This window comes from Faecalibacter macacae (genome assembly GCF_003687725.1).
GTDB classification, from domain to species: Bacteria; Bacteroidota; Bacteroidia; order Flavobacteriales; family Weeksellaceae; genus Empedobacter; species Empedobacter macacae.
The window spans coordinates 77,345-98,314 of the sequence record NZ_RDOJ01000008.1 but is presented as its reverse complement, the minus strand read 5'-3'; the positions used below and the strand labels follow the sequence as shown (position 1 = coordinate 98,314).

Annotated in this window: 14 protein-coding genes; 12 read left to right on the top strand and 2 right to left on the bottom strand. The window is 30.6% G+C overall.

Annotated elements, in window-relative coordinates; genetic code table 11:
- Positions 1–66 precede the first annotated feature (66 nt).
- Positions 67–2,520, top strand: a complete 2,454-nt coding sequence (gene porW / locus EAH69_RS07575; RefSeq protein ID WP_121934585.1) for a type IX secretion system periplasmic lipoprotein PorW/SprE — start codon at positions 67–69, stop codon at positions 2,518–2,520.
- A gap of 55 nt (positions 2,521–2,575) precedes the next feature.
- On the opposite strand, the gene hemB is transcribed toward porW, so the two are convergent.
- Positions 2,576–3,571 (bottom strand): porphobilinogen synthase, encoded by a 996-nt coding sequence (gene hemB, locus EAH69_RS07570; protein WP_121934584.1) that lies wholly within the window; start codon positions 3,569–3,571, stop codon positions 2,576–2,578.
- Positions 3,572–3,722: 151 nt separating this feature from the next.
- Here hemB and EAH69_RS07565 point away from each other — a divergent pair, with 151 nt between their 5' ends.
- The 9 genes from EAH69_RS07565 to EAH69_RS07525 all read left to right on the top strand — a co-directional run bounded on the left by EAH69_RS07565 (position 3,723) and on the right by EAH69_RS07525 (position 17,878).
- Positions 3,723–4,265: a lipocalin family protein gene (locus tag EAH69_RS07565; RefSeq protein ID WP_121934621.1), complete on the top strand. Its 543-nt coding sequence runs from the start codon at positions 3,723–3,725 to the stop codon at positions 4,263–4,265.
- Positions 4,266–4,313: 48 nt separating this feature from the next.
- A complete protein-coding gene (gene trmD / locus EAH69_RS07560) occupies positions 4,314–4,988 on the top strand; it encodes a tRNA (guanosine(37)-N1)-methyltransferase TrmD (RefSeq protein ID WP_121934583.1) in 675 nt (224 codons plus the stop codon).
- A 213-nt stretch (positions 4,989–5,201) separates the two neighbouring features.
- A complete protein-coding gene (locus tag EAH69_RS07555) occupies positions 5,202–7,970 on the top strand; it encodes a TonB-dependent receptor plug domain-containing protein (RefSeq protein WP_121934582.1) in 2,769 nt (922 codons plus the stop codon).
- 10 nt (positions 7,971–7,980) lie between these two features.
- The gene (locus EAH69_RS07550) at positions 7,981–9,207 is read left to right on the top strand and encodes a DUF4876 domain-containing protein (RefSeq protein ID WP_121934581.1); all 1,227 of its coding nucleotides are present in this window, start codon (positions 7,981–7,983) and stop codon (positions 9,205–9,207) included.
- Positions 9,208–9,219: 12 nt separating this feature from the next.
- Positions 9,220–10,752, top strand: coding sequence for a DUF6850 family outer membrane beta-barrel protein (locus EAH69_RS07545; RefSeq protein ID WP_147439110.1), 1,533 nt, complete (start codon positions 9,220–9,222; stop codon positions 10,750–10,752).
- A 45-nt stretch (positions 10,753–10,797) separates the two neighbouring features.
- Complete coding sequence (locus EAH69_RS07540) at positions 10,798–12,228, top strand: DUF4846 domain-containing protein (RefSeq protein WP_121934579.1); 1,431 nt, start codon at positions 10,798–10,800, stop codon at positions 12,226–12,228.
- Positions 12,229–12,270: 42 nt separating this feature from the next.
- Positions 12,271–15,723: an AAA domain-containing protein gene (locus EAH69_RS07535; RefSeq protein WP_121934578.1), complete on the top strand. Its 3,453-nt coding sequence runs from the start codon at positions 12,271–12,273 to the stop codon at positions 15,721–15,723.
- 194 nt (positions 15,724–15,917) lie between these two features.
- Positions 15,918–17,204 carry a glutamate-1-semialdehyde 2,1-aminomutase gene (gene hemL / locus EAH69_RS07530; protein WP_121934577.1) on the top strand — a complete coding sequence of 429 codons (1,287 nt, stop codon included), beginning with the start codon at positions 15,918–15,920 and terminating at the stop codon, positions 17,202–17,204.
- Between the two features lie 98 nt (positions 17,205–17,302).
- On the top strand, positions 17,303–17,878 hold the full coding sequence (locus EAH69_RS07525; protein WP_121934576.1) for a hypothetical protein: 576 nt from the start codon (positions 17,303–17,305) through the stop codon (positions 17,876–17,878).
- Between the two features lie 56 nt (positions 17,879–17,934).
- On the opposite strand, the gene EAH69_RS07520 is transcribed toward EAH69_RS07525, so the two are convergent.
- Positions 17,935–18,249: a DUF4286 family protein gene (locus EAH69_RS07520; RefSeq protein WP_121934575.1), complete on the bottom strand. Its 315-nt coding sequence runs from the start codon at positions 18,247–18,249 to the stop codon at positions 17,935–17,937.
- A 112-nt stretch (positions 18,250–18,361) separates the two neighbouring features.
- Between EAH69_RS07520 and EAH69_RS07515 the strand changes: the two genes are divergently transcribed.
- Positions 18,362–19,744 (top strand): dipeptidase, encoded by a 1,383-nt coding sequence (locus EAH69_RS07515; protein WP_121934574.1) that lies wholly within the window; start codon positions 18,362–18,364, stop codon positions 19,742–19,744.
- 70 nt (positions 19,745–19,814) lie between these two features.
- Positions 19,815–20,969, top strand: a complete 1,155-nt coding sequence (locus EAH69_RS07510) for an FAD-dependent monooxygenase (protein WP_121934573.1) — start codon at positions 19,815–19,817, stop codon at positions 20,967–20,969.
- Position 20,970: the final 1 nt, after the last annotated feature.

Below are 20,970 nucleotides of genomic sequence, written 5' to 3'. Positions count from 1 at the left end.
CTTTTTGTGAATACAAGATTTTTTGTATTCTTTCGTTTTATTGTAGATTTGTCGATATAGTTGACCATGAAAAAATACGCACTTAGCATCTTTGCAGCAAGCCTTTTGGTTGGTTGTTCTACCAGAAAAGATACTTTTCAGACTAGAAATTACCACAAAATGACTTCTTGGTTTAATGGCCTTTTTAACGCAGAAGAAGAATTACAAAAGAAACAAACAGAACTGAAGTCTTCCTATACAGAAGACTATGGTGAAATATTGCCTTTAGGTGAGAACTATTATGGAAAAAACAGTCTTTCTGAAGAGTATGATGGTTCTTTACTAAATATGACTCCTGGAAATTCGAATAATGAAAACAATTCAAATAAACCAAGTGGTTATGAAGCGGTAGAAGCAAAAGCCAATAAAGTAATTGAAAAACATTCGATGATGATTCGTGGTGAAGAAAAAAACACCATGATTGCACGTGCGTACTTATTAATTGGTAAAGCGAGATTTAATCGAGCTAAATATTACGAAGCTTTAGATGCATTAAATTACGTTACGAAAAATTTCCCGAAATCTAAATACTACGATGAGGCTTTGTTATTCCAAACATTAGCTGATATTAGAGGTGGGAATTATTTTGATGGTCAAGAAAAACTATTGAAACTATACGATAAGGAAAAGGATTTATCGAAAGAATTAAACTACTTAGTTGCTACAAACTATGCAGATTTCTTGATTGAGAATAAAATGTACGAAGAAGCATTAGAACCACTTGAAAAAGCTGAATATTACAGTAAAGGTTCTGATAATAGAGCGCGTGTATTGTTTACTTTAGGTCAAGTGTATTCTAAATTAGGTATGCAGGAAGAGGCTGGTGAAGCTTTTACACAAGTATATAAAATTCGTCCTGGTTATGATATGGAAGTAAAATCTCAGTTGGCAATTGCCCAGAATTTTGATCCAAAAATCAATACATACGGATCGTACAAAGAACATATTTTAGACCAAAGCAAAAAAGGAATATATACATCTAAAAAGAACGAATTTTATTATGCAATTGCAGAAATGGCGTTTAGAGATGGAAATATAAAAGAAGCTATAGAATACTCTAAATTATCTTTAAAAGAGCCTATTTCTGACCCTTATATTAGAGGAAAAGCATATGAGAATTATGCAAATATAGAATTTAGTCAAGGAAACTATCTTTATGCAACATCTTATTTTGATTCTGCAGTAACTACTTATACAAAAGAATCTGATAAGAATAGAATCAATGAAAAAAATACAGTTCTTAAAAAGTTAATGGAGATGCATTACTTGGTTCAAAAGAACGATAGTATTTTACGAATTGCTGCGATGTCTAAAGACGAACAAAAAGAACATTTCACAACTTATATAGCAAAAATTAAGAAAGAAGAAGAAGAACGAGTTATCCAAGAACAGCAAGAAATGGCAGAATTCCAATTAGGTGGAAAAGTTGCTAGCTTTACTTCAAGTTTTGATAATTCAGGTTCTAATAAATTCTATTTCTACAATCAAAATTTAAAAAATAATGGTTTAGCAGAATTCCAACGTGTTTGGAACTCTCCTTCTCTAAAAGATAATTGGAGAAATTCAGCTTCAAATCCAGGAGGTGATTTAGCAGACCGTGAAAATGAATTATTAGGTAACATTGTATCTGGTGATCCACGTCGTTTTGAAATTGAATATTATTTAGAAAAAATTCCGCGTACAGCGAAAGATTTAAATAATTTAAAAATCACAAGAGACACAACTCAACTTTCTTTAGGAACAGGATATTATGATCATTTTAATGATGTAAAACTATCTGCATCAACTTTAGAAAAATTAGTAGCTTCGCCTACAAAACAAAAAGAAGTTGAGGTACAAGCCTTGTATCAATTGTATCGTATCCACAAAGACAGAGATAGAACTCTAGAGGATAAATACAAAAATATTATCTTAAATCAGCACGGAAATACAATTTATGCAGGTTATATTTTAAATCCTGAAGTCGATTTTATTACTGCTGAAACTAAAGAAGCATTAACCGATTACGAAGCTACTTATACTTTGTATAAAGAAGAAAAATACGAAGAGGTTAAACAACGTGTAAACGCTGCAATCACAAAATATCCGACAGAAATTATCATTGCTAAATTTGCTTTATTAAATGCCTTTGCAATTTCGAAAACTGAATCTAAAGAAAACTTTGAAAAAGCCTTAGAAATTGTTGTTTTAGCTTATGATGGTACTGATGAGGCTAAACGAGCTAAACAATTATTAGATAGTTTAAGAAATCCTGATAAATCTGCATTAACAAATGTTAATTCTGGCAATAAATCTGATAAGGATGGAGATAATTCAAATCCAACTAAGGCAATTGAAGAGGAAGATGATTTCGTTCCGCCAATGCCTGGAGGAAATCCTCTTGGAACAGTAGACCAGCAATTTTCTCCACAAACTCCGGTTCAAAATAATAAAAAGAATACGAACAATAAAGGAAATTCTACAAACGAGTGGGATCGATAAAATAAAAAAACCTCAACTAATCAGTTGAGGTTTTTCTTTATCTATAAATCAAATCTTATTGATCATTTAATAATCTTGCCGCTTCTTTCGCGAAATAAGTTGTAATTAAATCAGCACCAGCACGTTTCATACATGTTAAGGTTTCTAACATAATTTTATCATGATCAATCCACCCTTTTTCAGCAGCAGCTTTAATCATTGCATATTCTCCAGAAACTTGATAAACGGAAACAGGAACTTGTAAATTATCTTTCACTAATTTAACAATGTCTAAGTAAGCCATACCTGGTTTTACCATTAAGATATCAGCTCCTTCTTCAACATCAGCAATTGCTTCACGAAGCGCTTCTTCTGCGTTGTGGTAATCCATTTGATATGTTTTTTTATCTTTAGGAATTTCCATATTGTCGACTGGTGCACTATCTAATGCCTCACGGAAAGGACCATAAAAAGAAGAAGCGTATTTCGCAGCGTAAGACATAATACCAACATTATCAAATCCATTTTCTTCTAAACCTTCGCGCATAGCACCAATACGACCATCCATCATATCTGATGGCGCAACAAAATCAGCACCAGCTTCAGCATGAGAGATTGTCATACGAACTAAAGCATCAACTGTTTGATCGTTTGCAACTTGTCCGTTTTCAATAATTCCGTCATGTCCGAAAATAGAATAAGGATCTAAAGCTACATCAGGCATTACAATCATATCAGGACATGTATCCTTAATTAATTTGATTGTATTTTGCATTAATCCATTCGGATTCCACGCTTCTTTTCCTGTATTATCTTTTAAGTTATCGCTAACTTTACAATATATATTAACGGATTTAATTCCTAAATCCCAAGCTTCTTGAACTTCCTTCTTTACATTATCTAAAGAATTACGGTAAATACCTGGCATTGATGGTACCTCTACCTTTACTCCTTCACCTTCTGCAATAAATAATGGCATGATAAAATCATTAGTACTTAAATGATTTTCACGAACCATACTACGGATAGATTCGTTTTTACGAAGTCTTCTATGTCTATTATAAATGAACATTTTATTATTCTTAGATTTTACACAAATTTACTTGTTTTCAGTTGACTTGACTAATGAATAATATCAATTCTATTGATGTACTTAAAAATCTTATTGATAATTTATATAATGTGGAATGTTAATTGTGAGAACTACCTTAAAATTTTATGGTATGAATAAGAATAAATATCTAATTTTTGCAGCACTTACAATTACTACGCTTGCGTTTATAAGCTCTTGTAGTGTTAAAGTACCTGAGTATGCAAAACCTGTAAATAATTTTAAGGCAGATAAATATCAAGGTAAATGGTACGAAATAGCTCGATTCGATTTCAAATATGAAAAGGACATGAATCAAGTAACAGCACAATATACTTTAAAAGACGACGGATCTATCGAAGTAATTAATAGAGGTTTCGATTACGTAAAAAATGAATGGAAAGAGAAAAAAGGAAAAGCAAAATTTAATGGTTCTGATAATCAAGGTGCATTAAAAGTTTCATTTTTTGGACCTTTTTATGCAGGTTATAATGTAGTTATGATGGATCCAGATTATGAAACAGCTTTAATTTTTGGTGATAAACGTGATTATATCTGGTTTTTATCACGTAAACCAACCCTTTCAGAAGAAACGAAACAAAAATTTTTAAATGAAGCAAAAAAAGCTGGTTATGATTTAAATCGTTTAGTTTGGACAGAACAGAATCCACAATAAATCGATAGGAATTTGTAAATCCACAGTTTTTTAAAATATCTTTGCAGTATGCGAATAGATATTATCACAGTTTTACCCGAATTATTAGTTAGCCCATTTTCAGCTTCAATTATGAAAAGAGCTCAAGATAAAGGTTTAGCTGAAATTCATGTACATGATTTAAGAGAATTTGGAAAAGGTAGATACCGTCACGTAGATGATTACCCTTATGGTGGAACATCTGGAATGGTTATCATGTGTGAGCCTTTAGATAAAATGATTTCTAAATTAAAGGAAGAACGTGAATATGACGAAATCATCTATTTAACACCAGATGGTGAAGCATTAAACCAAAATATGGCGAATTCATTATCTTCTGCAGGAAATTTAATGATGATTTGCGGGCACTACAAAGGAATCGATCAACGTATTCGGGATATGTATGTAACCAAAGAAATTTCAATTGGAGATTATGTACTTTCTGGTGGAGAATTTGGTGCAATCATTTTAGCGGATTCTATTATTCGTTTAATTCCAGGAGTAATTGGTGATGAAACTTCTGCTCTTTCAGATTCTTTTCAAGATAATTTATTAGCGCCTCCTGTTTATACACGTCCATCAGATTATAAAGGACACAAAGTTCCAGATATATTACTTTCCGGAAATTTCCCTAAAATTGAGGAATGGTTACATGAACAAGCATTAGAACGTACTAAAGCTCGTCGTCCTGATTTATTAAAATAAGAATTAATAAGATATTTTTAAAGCGTCTCAAATTAAATTTGAGACGCTTTTTTTTATTACAAAACTCTATTTTACAAAAGTTTAACTGTTGATTTTTTTTATTATTTTAAATAAGTCTAAATAAATGATATTTCTCATTATTAATTATATTTAGTCTAAATAAGTTGCTTGTTAAAATATTGTTAAGCATATTTGCGCCCTCAAAACAGAACTATGAGAACTAAAAATATCATCTACTTTACATTATTATTTACATCAAATACTTTATTTAATCAGGTTTGTGCGCAAACTAAAAACGCGCAAATAGATTTACATGTAATGGATAATGATAGTATTTCATTAAGAAATGTACAGATAGAATTTTCACCTCAATTAAAATATCAAACAAATACCGAAGGAAAACTAAGCGTTAATTTACCATTAGGAAATTATCAATTAAAAATCTTAAGCGATACTACAGAAGAATACATTCAGAATTTAGTAATTAATGGTAATAAAAAATTACCAATAGTTTTACAATCCAAGTTGATTAATTTAGAAGAAGCTGTATTCACCGCAAAAGAAGATAAAGGATTAACATCTAAATCCGTAATCAATAGACAAGCTTTGATGCATTTACAACCATCGAGTTTTTCAGATTTAATGGAACTTTTACCTGGAGGATTATCAACCGATCCTTATCTAATCGGAACAAATGTTGTTGCATTGAGAGAAAACTCGGGAAGACCTTCTAATTACAGTACAAGTTCTTTAGGAGTTCAGTTTATGGTTGATGATAATATCATAAATTCAAACTCTGATTTTCAAAAATCATTAGATTCTAGTTTATTATTAAGCGCACCAGAAGGAAGAAATACCTACCAAACAGGGGTTGATATGCGAAGCATTTCTACTAACGACATCGAAAAAGTTGAAATTATTCGAGGAATTCCAAATGCATCTTATGGAGATTTAACTTCAGGATTAATCAAAATTGAACGAAAAAATGGAAATACTCCACTTCAAGCAAGATTAAAAGTTGATGGATTTAGCAAACAATATTACATTGGAAAAGGATTCAGAATAAAAGATAATTGGTCTATCAATTCATCATTCGATATTTTAAATGCCAAAGTTGATCCAAGTGATGAAACAAGTAATTACCAGAGAATTACAGCTTCTGTTAGATCCAAAGCAGATTTCAAAATTGGAGAAAATAAATTACAATGGCGAACAAATTTAGATTTTACAGGAACTTTAGATCAAACCAAAATAGATCCTGACACGGGTTATGATTTGGTTGATAAATACAGATCTTATAACAGAAAAATAGCACTTGCTAATAATTTTATTTTTGATTTAAAGAAAGAATCATTTTTCAATAAAATCATTTTAAATACTGCAATTCAACAAGGATTTAATCGCATTGAACAAACAAAATTTGTTCAATATACAGGTCCAAGAGCAATTTCTATCTCTACACAAGCTGGTGAAAATACAGGAATATATCCAGCATTAAGTTTCATCTCAGATTCTTATACTGATGGAAAACCATTGGATTTACAAACAAAATTAGAATTTAAAGGAAATAAAAAAATTGGTCAACTAAAACTTGAATATGATTTAGGAACAGATTGGCGATTCTCTAAAAACTACGGTGATGGTGATGTTTATGATATTACTCAACCTCCTACTACATCGATGAATACTAGACCGAGAGCTTTTAAAGATATTCCTGGAACTCAAAATTTATCAGTTTATGGAGGTAATTTATTGAATTATAAAATCAATCAACACCAATTTAATTTATATACAGGTTATCGTTTAAGCACATTATTAAGTGTTGATTCTTCATATAAAATCGCGAATAAAATTTTTGTTGAACCTCGTGTTAATTTTCAATATAGTTTACCAAAAATCAATATAGGGAAAAATCACTTAAACATTGATGTAACAACTGGATATGGTGAGTTTTATAAACAACCAACTAATCTAAATTTATATCCAGCAGATCAGTTTAGAGATTATGCTCAAATCACATATTACCATAATGATCCACAATATCGTTACATCAATTACATGACGTATGTTACTTCATTAATCAATAAAGATTTAACAGCTGCTAAAAATATCAAAAAAGAAGTTCGTATTGATTTTGAATACAACAAACATCAGTTATCAGTAACGTATTACAAAGAAAACATGAAAAACGGATTTCGTAATGTAGGTTATTACAATATTCACTCATACAAAAAATACGACATCACTGCTATTGACACAAATAATTGGGGACCTAATGGACCAGATTTATCTAATGTTCCTTACCAAGATATTAAAACTTTTTCATCTTATACTTTAACAGAAAACGGAAGTGCTACAATAAAATCTGGATTCGAATTTCAGTACAATTCACCACGAATTAAAGCAATTAATACGCGATTTACATTAAGTGGAGCCTGGTTTAAAACAAAATATTACAATACTGTTCCGGTTCGAGCAATTCCTTCAGTTTCTGTTGGTGGAAATTCTGGTGGTTTTCCATATGTCGGAATATATGCGAATGACGAAGGTTATAAAAACTCACAAATGAATTACAATTTAATGATCGATACTTATATTACTTCGTTAGATTTAACATTTTCGGCATCGTTACAAGGAATACTTTTTACGAATAATTACAGAATGGGAAAAATAGCAAATCCATTTGCTTACATGGATTTACAAGGAAATATTCATCCCTTTTTAGAAGAAGATAAATCAGATTTATATAAACAATGGCTTGTTAGAAATACATCTGCAACGGATTATATGAGTCAAAAAACGAGTTACAACATCAACATGAATTTGAAAGTAACTAAAAGTATTTATAAATCGATCAGAGCTTCCATGTTCGTTAATCGATTATTCAACTACAATAACCCTTACACATTTAATGGTGTGAAAGTAAATCCGAGAAATGGAATGTCTCCGTATTTCGGAATGGAAATAAACTATAATTTTTAAACATATTACAATGAAAAAACGTATTTTACTATTAGGTCTTTTAGCAATCACTTCAACAATTACAATAACTTCTTGTTCTGATGATGATGGTTTTAATGTAGAACAAGTTCAAAAAAGTATTTTAACTTTAGGATTTAGAGGAGAAAACATTTCAACATATAAAACATTAAACATTGATATTTTAGAAATAAATACTGGTGTAACTACAACTAAAACGATCGAAAACACTAACGTTCATTCTTTAGAGTTACCTAAAGGATCTTACAAAATCACTGTTAATGGTGAAATTATTTCGCAATCAAACGAAACATTTACTGTTGGTGGAGGTACTAACATTGATATTGTAAGTGCTGTAGAAAATGTAAATATAGATTTATATGTAAAATCTTTCAATAACGATTTTATTATTGAGGAAGTTTTCTTTACAGGCGTAAAAACTCCAGAAGGTAGAAATTATAACTCAAGCCGTTACTTTAAACTAACAAACAACACAGACGAAGTTTTATTTGCCGATCAATTAATCATTGGACAATCAAACTTTTTAACATCGGTAGACAACAATGTTACACCTTATGCAACTACGGAATATTTTCCAGTAAAAGGTGTGATGGTTTTACCAGGAACTGGTCAACAATACCCAGTACAACCAGGAGATTTTATTGTAATTGCTGATAATGCGATCGATCACAATTCAATTTCTAGTACAGCTTTCAATTTAAGTAATGCTGATTTTGAGTTTCCAAATGATAATCCAACTTTAGGAAATGTAGACAATCCAAATGTTCCAAATGTAGATGTAATTTACACTCAAATGAATTTTAATATGTTTTTCTTACACAGCAGTGGTGTTGAGGCTTATGTAATTGCGCGTTTCCCAGAAGGACAAGATAAAACGACATTTTTAGCGAATCAAAAATACGATTACGAATACACAAATTCTGCCGGAAACATTACTTCTAAATCTGCATACAAAATTCCAAATTCTTGGATTATTGATGGAATGAATAATGCAAACGAAGATAAGTTGTTACAATTATTAACATCTCCTTCTATCGATGCGGGTTGGACAAGTGTAGGAGCTTTTTACAACGATCCAAATAGAATAGGTAAATCTGTTCGTAGAAATGTTATTGGAAAATCTGCTACTGGAAAAAATGTATACAAAGACACGAACAATTCTACAATTGATTTTAATAAAAATGCTGAACCAAGTTTAAAAAACGGAATCGTTCACTAAAACAATCTTATTTTGAAACACAAAAATTTATTTCGATTAACGATATTTTCTGTTTTGATTTCTGTTAATGTACAAGCGCAAAATCAAAAAAAAGATTCTATTACGTATTTAGAAACCATTAATAGACAATATCATACCGAAAGAGATTTTATAAATAATTTATACTATAATCCGGCATCAATGTCGGATTATAGTAATTTTTCTTTCTCCGAATTATATATAAATTCTCAAACAAATAAAGACCAAATTAATCGATATCCATTAGGAAAGGATCAAACATCTTTTGGTTTAAAAACAAAATCTTATCAAACACTTAAAAAAAATGTCTCTTTATGGGGAGAAGCTGCTTATTCTTCTATCTCTACAAAAGACGTTAAGTGGAATGAGAATTTAGATTATGATCGTATTTCACCATATAGCGTAGCCGATTCTGTTGGAGGAAAATTAGATGTTGAAAAATATAATTTTAAAGGTGGTTTTGCCAAAAAATTAAACCGAATTTCATATGGTTTAGAAGGGAATTATATCGCCCAAATGGGTGCGCGTAGTAAAGATCCAAGAAATAAAACTGTTACTTCTAATCTAGAAGTTAAAGCTGGTTTAAACTTTAATTTTTACAAAAATTTAGAAGCTGGAATTTTCATTCATGGTGAAAAATACACACAAAATAACAATGTTCGTTTTGCAAGTATTCTTGGATATCCTACCGTTAATCAAATGGCTGGATTCGGAAATTATAACTATTTATTTAGTGGTGGTAACAATAACATATCAAGTATTTATGAGCAATTCGGATATACTTATGGAGGACAAATCTCAAATAATAATGATTTCTATTTAATGGCTAAAAAAAGTAAACATGATTTACTTAAAACCACAAACGGAACACAAACTAATTATTTTGACATAGCCGATTTAATTGAAGAAAATTACTTATTTGAAGGTGCTAAGTTTTTTACAATTAATAATAATCGACTTGGTATAAAAGCTCAATATAATTACCGCAAAAAAATAGGAACCGAATATGGATATAGCAACAACACTAAGGTTATTGAATTAATTTATAAACAAAAATCGTATAAAAAAGATATTACAAATTATTCAGCAGAGCTTTTTTATCAATACAATTCTCGTAAAGTAAATGTTACGCTAATGCCTTTTACTAACTACGAACAATTTGTAGAAAAACGTATAGGTCCATTTAATGGACAAAAATGGAATAGTATTTTAATTGGATTAAAAACTGATCTTAAATACCAGATTAATGAGCAGCATGTACTTTCTGTAAAACCTGTATTTTCTTATAAAAAAGTAACAAATAAAGATGCTATTTTCTCTGAGGATTATAAGCAATCGATAAAAGATTTAGTTCTATCAGAGTATAATTATTTATCAAGTAATATATCTGAATTTGGAGCGACTATTCGTTATGATTTTGAGTTTAAAAATCTTCCAAAATTATTTATTTCAGCTGATTATTTTAATAGTACTATTTTAGAACAAAATAATCAATTTTTATCATTTAATATTGGTGTTATTTTTTAAACCTACAAATTACTATTTTTGATTTTTAATTGAATCTAAAATACTATGATTGCAATCGTTATTGGAGCTACTGGCGCTACAGGAAAATTTTTAGTTCAAGAATTAATTAATGATTCTAATTATCATGAAATTGTAATTCTTGTTCGTCGTAAAACGAATATTTCACATTCTAAAGTGAATGAAATTATTGTTGATTTTGATCAATTAGAAAAATATTCTGAATACATCATTGGTGATGTTGCGTTTTCATGTTTAGGCACAACTTTAAAAGATGCCGGAAGCAAAGAAAAACAACGAATTATTGATTATGATTATCAATTGAAATTTGCAGAAATTGCGAGTCAAAATCAAGTTAATTCGTTTGTTTTAGTTTCGAGTATGAATGCGGATAGTAATTCAAATTTCTTTTATCCAAAAATAAAAGGCGAATTGGAAGATGCGATTAAAAAATTAAATTTCGAACAATTAATCATCTTTCAACCTGGCTTTTTATTACGCCCAAATACTGATCGATTAGGTGAAGTTTTAGGTGTAAAAGTAATTGGCTTTTTCAATTCTATCGGTTTATTTAAAAAATACAAACCTCTAAAAGTTGAAGATTTAGCCAAATCTTTAATACGTTCTGTACAAAAATATCCAAAAACAAAAATTACTATTAATACATTAAAAGGACTTCCTCTACTTCTACTTGCCTTTATGCTTTCGTGCGAATCTAAATCAGGAAATCAAGATAAACCTGAGAATCAAACGACTGAAATTACAGAAGAAAACAACGCGACGTATATCAATACTAATGGTAACACTATTTTGGAAAGATATAATACTCCAAAAGGTACAGAAAGAGAAAATTATAACAAATCCGATTTTGGATACTTTTTGCAACATCTTCCTTTAAAACCATTTGGAAATCGAGTTTTGTATCATACTGGTAAAGAAAAAATCAATCAAAATGTATATAATGCAGTAATTGATTTACCAATCGGAACGAAAGATTTGCATCAATGTGCAGATGCGACTATGCGTTTACGTGCAGATTATTTATACCAACAAAAACGTTTTAAAGAAATTGCTTTTAATTTTTTATCTGATGGGCAACCACGTTTTTATTCCGATTATGTAAATGGAGATTATTCAGAGTCTAAATATTGGGAATATTTAGAACATATTTTCAATTATGCAAATACGGCTTCACTAAAGAATCAATTACAAACTATTTCACATCAAAATATCAAAATTGGTGATATTTTAATACAAAAAGGAAATCCATACGGACATGCAGTTATGGTTGTAGATTTGGCTAAAAACGATTCAGTAACTTACGTTTTAATCGCTCAAAGTTACATGCCTGCACAAGAATTACAGATTTTAAATAATCCGAATACTACTGATGGATCGCCTTGGTACAAAGTAGAAGAAGGAAATATTAACACACCAGAATGGAATTTCACAAGTGAGGATTGGAAAACTTGGGAGTAATTTTATAGAAGATTAAACGTATTTTTGTAAAAAATAAACTCCATGAATCCGCAGGAAGGTTCTCGCTTTTTAGAAGAAATTTTAGCCATACAGCAATCTAATAAACCAATTATTTCTAAATATTTAGATTTAAAACGTGTCGTTGAAAACTTAGCTTTCGATTTAACTAAAAACGAAAGTTTACAATTCTCGAATCTTTTCTCAAAGCTTTCGTTCATCTGTAATACCTACAAAGTTTCAACAAAAATCCATTCGTTTCGTGCTACAGTTAAAAAGGTTGAGACACAATCCTATAAACCAGAAGAATTAGAATATTTTACGCATTTAATGTATGTTTCTAAGTTTATTGCTTCAATTTACGAAGTTATGACTCCGGCAGAATTAATGTACTTTTTTCCTGCAAAAGCATATTATACAAATAAAATCACAACTCGACAGCGCATCAAAAAAATGCGTGTTCAGGTTATTGAAATTAAAATGGATTGTTTGATTTGTGATTACGAAGAAATTGAAGATGGTGAATACATTACGATTCGTATAGATGAAGATGGAATCAACGAACGATTCAAATCGACATCTAAATTTTGGGTTGGTGCACAATTAAATTTGATTAATGTATCTGTTGATGAAGAAGATATTTACCATCCTCGTTTCATTATTTTAGAACCTGATTATTTAATCAACATCTCCTCTATTGCCGAATGTTTCCAGGATTACGGAACTTCGCCGATGCAATTCATTAAAAGTAAATTTGAAGAATCTCCAAATTCTAAACATATTCGTTTAGGAAATTTTGCCAATCAAGTTGTTGATGCTTTTACAACTGAAGGGATTGAAAATACGCAATTTAATGATCTATTTACTGAAGATTTTAAAACCAATCCGTTAGAATTTTCTTCTTGTGATGATTTAAAAGATCCAGATAAATTCAAAGAATATTACCAAGAAGCCAAAGGTCATTACGATCGTATACAGAAAGTAATGGAAGAAGATTTTAAAAAGTATGATATCTCATTGGATCGTATACTTTTAGAACCTTCTTTCCTATGTGAACAATATGGGATTCAAGGTCGTTTGGATATTTTAGATTTAAATCCAGAAGGGAAAAATAAAATTGTTGAATTAAAATCTGGCGGTGCACCATTTGGTGATCATGAAGGTGTAAAAATTAAACCCAATCATGCCGTTCAGTTGTTTTTATATTATCAAATTATTGGTGTTTTATTCGAATTAGAATTTAAAGATATTGCCAATCATACGGATGGATATATCTTTTATTCAAAAGTATATATGGGTAATTTACGTTATGATAAACCTAATTTATCTCGCGTTCAATCTATTTTGGATTTAAGAAATTTAATTATAGTTAATGAACATATTTTAAGTACTGGAGATCGAAATTTAACAGAAAATTTAATTAACCAAGTTAATGTAAATGAAATAATTAAAACCAAAAACTTAAACCCTAAGTTTAAGGAATTAGTTGGGAATCAAATTGATGCATTTCAAATCCCAATCAAAACAAGTACACCCTTAGAAAAAGAATACTTCTACTCTTTTGCAAGCTTTATTGCGAAGGAACAATACTTGGGTCAATTAGGTTTGGGACAATCTAATTCGAACAATGGTTTAGCAAGTTTATGGTTAAACACATTTGATGAAAAATCAAGAAACTACGAAATCATTTATGATTTGATGATTCAAGAAAATTCTATTCATCAAGACAAACGTCAAATTGTTTTAAAACGTACCAATCCAGCTAATGATTTTATATCAATTCGTGAAGGAGATATTTGCGTATTATACCCAAGAAACAACAATGAAGAAACAGCATTATCAAATCAGATTTTCAAGTGTACAATTCGTTCAATCACAAAAGATTTAATAACACTTCAATTTAGATATAAACAACCCAACACTCACTTTTTTGATACTTTAGGTACCGATGCAAAATGGGCTTTGGAACGAGATTTCATGGATAATTCGTTCATTTCGATGTATAGAAATATCTATGCTTTTATGAAAAGTAAATCGGAAACAAAACAATTATTATTAAATCAGCGTGAACCAATTAATCAATTAGCATACAATTTTCATAAAGATCATTTATCAGAAGAACAAAATCGAATTCTGAAAAAAGCACTTTCAAGCGAAGATTATTTTTTATTAAATGGACCTCCAGGAACGGGAAAGACATCGATTATTATCAATGAATTGGTAAAAGAATTACATACAAATACTAATTCAAATATCTTATTATTAGCGTATACCAATCGTGCGGTAGACGAATTATGTGAAAGTATTAATGAAGCAATTGATGACACGGTTAATCAAAAATACATAAGAATTGGGAGTGAATTGACTTCGTCGCCAGAACATCATAAAAACTTGTTGAATGTGATAATTCGTCGAAAAGAAGAAGAATTAAAACAAAGTGGTGATAAATTTACACGAAAAACAATAGTAGATTTAATCAATAATCAGCGCATTTTTGTGTCGACTGTCGCTTCGATTACAAGTAAATCTGATATTTTAAAACTAAAGAAATTTGATACGATAATCATCGACGAAGCTTCTCAAATTTTAGAACCTCAGATAATTGGAATTTTACCGAAAGCTAAACGATTTATCATGATTGGTGATCATAAACAATTACCTGCAATTGTTTTACAATCGCCTGAATTATCTAAAACAAATTCTGAAAAATTAGAAGAAATTGGTTTAGTCAATCGTAAAAACTCTTTGTTTGAGAGACTTTACGAATTCTGTGAACAAAATAATTACGACAATGCTTACGATCAATTAACCTATCAAGGTCGTATGCATCATGAAATTGCAGATTTCCCAAATCATCATTTTTATGGAGGAAAATTAAATGTTGCTTTCGATTTAAATCATTTATCTGCTGATGCTAAACAAAGTCTTTCTCGTCAACGAGCTGAATTAAATTTAAAATCATTTGAAAACAATTATTTTCAATCACTTTTAACAACTAAACGTTTTGCATTTTTAGAAGTTGAAGAACATCCATCTTTACCAAAAACAAATTATCAAGAAGCTGATTTAGTTGTTGAAATGGTTAAAGAGATAATACGTGTTTATAATTTTAATCAAAAAGAATTCAATCCAAAGAAAACGATTGGAATAATTGCACCTTTTAGAAATCAAATTGCGTTAATTAAACAAAAATTAGAATTAGCCAATATTCCAAATTTCGAGCAAATTACGGTTGACACTGTCGAGCGTTACCAAGGAAGTCAGCGTGATATCATCATTTATAGTTTTGCTGTAACGCATTATGCACAATTAAATTCGTTGGTAAATATGAATGATGCTGGTGATGTAGACAGAAAATTAAACGTTGCACTAACAAGAGCGAAAGAACAATTATTTTTGGTTGGGAATAAATATATTCTAAAAGAAAATCAAATCTTAAGAGATTTGATTTTCTACTTAGATAATCATCAATCAATTCTAAAAATAAGTTTAGGTTAGTTGGTTGGTTAGTTGGTTATTGATGCAAATATAGATAGAGAATTACATCTAAATCTACCTATATATCTGTATTTTGTTGCTTAATAAATAATTTAAAACAATTATTACGAAAACTTTTAAAGAAATCAATTTCATTATACTTCTTTATTCAAGCTAGTTTCGTTAAATTTGCATAACTATTTTTACAGTTTATTATGTTGTATCAAAGAAGTAGTGCATTATTTGCAGATGCACAAAATTATATACCAGGTGGTGTTAATTCACCTGTAAGAGCATTCAAATCAGTTGGTGGTACTCCAATTTTTATTTCTAAAGCAGAAGGAGCATATATTTACGACGAAGATGGTCGTAGCTATGTAGATTACATCAATTCTTGGGGACCTATGATTATTGGACATACTCACCCAGATGTATTAAATGCAACAGTTGAGCAGATGAAAAAAGGGTTTTCTTTCGGAACGCCAACTGAATTAGAAACTGAAATTGCGAAATTAATCACATCTGTTGTACCAAACATAGATATGGTACGTATGGTAAACTCAGGTACAGAAGCTTGTATGTCTGCTATTCGTTTAGCGCGTGGATATACAAATCGTGATAAAATTGTAAAATTCGAGGGTTGTTACCACGGTCACTCAGATGCATTTTTAATTAAAGCTGGATCTGGAGCTGCAACTTTTGGTAACCCAAATTCTCCTGGTGTTACACAAGGAACTGCAAAAGACACATTATTAGCAGAATACAATAATTTAGAATCTGTTAAAGCATTATTTGAACAAAATAATGGCGAAATTGCAGCTATTATCGTAGAACCAATTGCTGGTAATATGGGTTGTGTTGTACCACAAGAAGGTTTCTTAGAAGGGTTACGCACACTTTGTACAGAAAACGGTGCATTATTAATCTTCGATGAAGTAATGACTGGATTCCGTCAAGCTATGGGAGGTGCACAAGAGCGTTTAAACATTGCAGCTGATATTGTAACATTTGGAAAAGTTATCGGTGGTGGTTTCCCTGTAGGGGCTTTCGCGGCTCGTGCTGAAATCATGAATCATCTAGCACCACTTGGACCAGTGTACCAAGCCGGAACATTATCTGGGAATCCAATTGCAATGCGTGCTGGTTATACGACTTTAAACATCATTAACAATGATCGTGATTTATTCAACCGTATTGATGCAACAACTGAAACGTTATCAAAAGAAATCCATACGATTTTAAACGAAAAAGGTATTGCAAATCACATCAATCAATTCGGTTCAATGATGTCGGTATTCTTTACGGAAGCCAATGAAATCAATAATTTTGAAGACGTTGCAACAAAATGTAACCACGAAACATTCAATAAATTCTTCCATCATTTATTAACGAACGAAGTTTACATTGCTCCTTCAGGATACGAAACTTGGTTTATTTCTGATGCAATTAAGGATGCTGAAATCAATAAAACATTAGAAGCTGTTCGTTCATTCGAGCTATAAAAAACTAAATAACAATAAGATAAAATGCAACATATTACATGTTGCATTTTTTTTTTGAACAGTCTTTGTTAAAATTAAGTTAACCAAAATAAAACTATATGAAAAAAATAATTTTAACATTAACATTTTCTGCTTCAATATTTACTTTAGGGCAAGACATTACGAGGCCTGTTTCATCTGCTGAAGTTGGTGAAAAACCCATCCAAAAAGGAAATTGGTTAGTAGGTGGATCTATCGGTTCGTTAGGATATTCATTCGAAGGTGAAAACTTTAACATCAACATAAATCCACAAGCAGGTTACTTTATTTCAGATGGTGTAGCTCTTGGTTTAACTACAGGATTAGGATTACAAACTGTAAAAGGTGGTGATAATATTTGGAGCTACAAATTAATGCCATTTATCCGTTATTACTTCCCAGAAGGGGCTAGTTCTACTGGACGTTTCTTTGGACAAGGAGAATTAGGTATTACTGGAGCTGAAAGCGGCGGAACATCTGACACATCATTCGGATTTGGAATTAATGCTGGATATGCACATTTTATCTCAAGAACAGTTGCATTAGAAGTAACAGGAGGTTATAACTATTCAAAATCTAACCACGCTTCGGCAGAAGCTCAAAATGGATTAGGAGTAGCAGTTGGATTTCAAATTTATTTACCTGGAAAAAGATAATACTTTATTAATGATATAAAAAAAGCAGATTCAAAATTGAATCTGCTTTTTTTATATTAATTAAAATCTCCTAAATGTTCCATTTCACTTGCAAAAGTTAAAACCTTAGTTGCAAATTTTTGTAATGATTTTTGCTGGATTCCATCTAAAAAGTTATTTCTAAACTGTTCTAAAGTCAAATCATCATTCACAAATAATTGCAACGAATAACTTTTAAAACCAGGCTCTTCATGAGAGGTAATTTTCCCTAAACGAGCACCTAAAAAACAATTTGTATTTAAATAATCTTTTAAATGTTCTTCCTTAAACCAAGGTAACCATTCTTCGTGTACACTATCTTCAACAACAAAAGTTGTATTGTATAATATCATATATCAATTTTTTGCAAAGATACACTACTTTTTCAATCCTAATAAATCCTATTTTATAACTTCAGTATTAATATTTATGCTTAACTTTATACATTATTCATAAAAAACAGAAATGAACAATACGCAACAATTTATCCAAGAAAATAAAGAAAGATTTCTTGATGAATTAATCGAATTACTTAAGATACCTTCAATTAGTGCTGATACAGCTTACACACAAGACGTTAATAATGCAGCAGAATTAATTGCTAAATATTTAACTGATGCTGGTGCTGATAATGTAGAAATTTGTGAAACTGAAGGATTCCCAGTTGTTTATGGAGAAAAAATTGTAGATCCTACAAAACCAACTGTATTAGTGTACGGACACTATGATGTACAACCAGCTGATCCATTAGAGTTATGGGAATCAGGTCCATTTGAGCCGGTAATCAAGAAAACAGAAATTCACCCAGACGGAGCAATCTTTGCACGTGGATCTGCAGACGATAAAGGTCAAATGTTTATGCACGTTAAAGCTTTTGAAGCTTTAAACAAAACAAACGAATTACCTTGTAACGTTAAGTTTATGATTGAAGGAGAAGAAGAAATTGGTTCTCCATCTTTAGTTAACTTCGTAAAAGATAATAAAGAGAAATTAAAAAACGATGTTATTTTAATTTCTGACACTTCAATGATTTCTAACGAACAACCATCAATCTCAATCGGATTACGTGGTTTATCTTACGTTGAAGTTGAAGTTAAAGGTGCTAATCGTGACATGCACTCTGGTGTGTACGGTGGTGCAGTTCCAAATCCATTAAATGTTTTAGCTGGTATGATTGCTAAATTAATTAATGATAATGGTGAAATAACAATTCCTGGTTTCTACGATAACGTAATTGAATTAACTACTGATGAAAGAGCTGAAATGGCGAAAATTCCTTTTAATGTAGAAGATTACAAAAAATCAATCGGAATCGCTGATATTCAAGGTGAAGAAGGTTATACGACTATCGAAAGAACTTCTATCCGTCCAACATTAGATGTTAATGGTATGTGGGGAGGATACACAGGTGTTGGTGCAAAAACTGTAATTCCATCAATGGCTTATGCTAAAATTTCAATGCGTTTAGTACCTGGTCAAGACCATGAAGATATTACACGTAAATTTGCTGAGTATTTCCCAACTCTTGCTCCATCTTCTGTAGAAGTTGTTGTAAAACCTCATCACGGTGGTAAACCATATATTTTACCAACTACTGATAAAGGGTATATCGCAGCCAAAAAGGCATTAGCTGAAACATTTGAGAAAGAAGCTTTACCAGAAAGAGCTGGTGGATCTATTCCGATTGTTGCTTTATTTGAAGAAGAATTAGGTACAAAATCTGTGTTAATGGGATTCGGATTAAACTCTGATGTTATTCACTCACCTAACGAACATTATGGTTTATTTAATTTCTACAAAGGCATTGAAACTATTCCATACTTCTTTAAATACTATACTGAAGAATAAGAATTTATAATCTACTTATAATTTATAATGCCTTAATTTTAATCAATTAAGGCATTTTTTTAGAATTTACATGATTGATCAAAATTTTATAATTGTTGGAGCCGGTATCGCCGGTTTGTGTTTAGCAAAAGCCTTCGAAGATTTAAACATATCATATACTTTATACGAAAAAGCTGATGAAGTTCGTGGTATTGGAGCTGGTTTTGGATTAGCATCTAATGCAATGAAAGCATTTGAAATTTTAGGATATGATGACAAGATCATTCCACTTGGACACATGTTGGATGATTTTGAAATCCAAGACTGGAAAGAAAAAACAATTTTAAAAGCAGATACAAATAGACTACGTAAAAATTACAATACAGATAATTTTGCAATTCATCGTGCCGATTTACATCACTATTTATATCAATCCATAAATCCTAAAAATGTTGTAACTGGAAAAAAGGTAGTTGATTTACAACAAAGTTATGATAAGGTTGTCTTATACTTTGATGATGATACAAACGAAACTACAGACTTTGTAATTGCATCAGACGGAATATCTTCAGCAATACGACAAAAATTATTGCCAAAATCAACTCCAAAATATGCTGGTTACATTTGTTGGCGTGGCGTAATTAAAGATGAAAATTATACCTCAAAAAAATCTATAGAAACTTGGGGACCAAATGGCCGATTTGGTTTAACACCATTAAAAGATAACCAAATTTATTGGTATGCCTGTAAAAACACTCCATTAAACAGCGATGTATATCAATGGGATTTAACTGATATTAGAAGAAATTTTGCCGATTATTCTGGTTTAATTCGTTCTACTTTACAAAAAACAAATCAACAAGACTTGATTACTGCTCCAATTATGGATTTAGAACCTATTAATAGTTATAACTTTAACCGTGTTTTAATCATTGGGGATGCAGCGCATGCAACAACGCCAAATATGGGACAAGGTGCTTGCATGGCAGTTGAAGATGTTTGCGTTTTGGTAGATGAATTAAAAAATAATCCTGATAATATAATTTTGTGTTTTGAAAACTATAATAAACGAAGATTAAAAAGAACGCAATACATCATACACACTTCAAGATTAGCGGGAAAAGTTGCTCAGTTAGAAAATAAAATTTTAACTTCTGTTCGTAATTTTGCGTTTAGACAGCTACCAACTTCAATAGCACAAAGCCCATTAGATGATTTATTGGAACAAGATTTTATGACTTTATAAA

Bases quoted from the DNA above. Each gene is read 5' to 3' on its own strand.
- porW (WP_121934585.1), top strand. From the start codon at position 67: ATGAAAAAATACGCACTTAGCATCTTTGCAGCAAGCCTTTTGGTTGGT.
- hemB (WP_121934584.1), bottom strand. From the start codon at position 3,571: ATGTTCATTTATAATAGACATAGAAGACTTCGTAAAAACGAATCTATC.
- EAH69_RS07565 (WP_121934621.1), top strand. From the start codon at position 3,723: ATGAATAAGAATAAATATCTAATTTTTGCAGCACTTACAATTACTACG.
- trmD (WP_121934583.1), top strand. From the start codon at position 4,314: ATGCGAATAGATATTATCACAGTTTTACCCGAATTATTAGTTAGCCCA.
- EAH69_RS07555 (WP_121934582.1), top strand. From the start codon at position 5,202: ATGAGAACTAAAAATATCATCTACTTTACATTATTATTTACATCAAAT.
- EAH69_RS07550 (WP_121934581.1), top strand. From the start codon at position 7,981: ATGAAAAAACGTATTTTACTATTAGGTCTTTTAGCAATCACTTCAACA.
- EAH69_RS07540 (WP_121934579.1), top strand. From the start codon at position 10,798: ATGATTGCAATCGTTATTGGAGCTACTGGCGCTACAGGAAAATTTTTA.
- EAH69_RS07535 (WP_121934578.1), top strand. From the start codon at position 12,271: ATGAATCCGCAGGAAGGTTCTCGCTTTTTAGAAGAAATTTTAGCCATA.
- hemL (WP_121934577.1), top strand. From the start codon at position 15,918: ATGTTGTATCAAAGAAGTAGTGCATTATTTGCAGATGCACAAAATTAT.
- EAH69_RS07525 (WP_121934576.1), top strand. From the start codon at position 17,303: ATGAAAAAAATAATTTTAACATTAACATTTTCTGCTTCAATATTTACT.
- EAH69_RS07520 (WP_121934575.1), bottom strand. From the start codon at position 18,249: ATGATATTATACAATACAACTTTTGTTGTTGAAGATAGTGTACACGAA.
- EAH69_RS07515 (WP_121934574.1), top strand. From the start codon at position 18,362: ATGAACAATACGCAACAATTTATCCAAGAAAATAAAGAAAGATTTCTT.
- EAH69_RS07510 (WP_121934573.1), top strand. From the start codon at position 19,815: ATGATTGATCAAAATTTTATAATTGTTGGAGCCGGTATCGCCGGTTTG.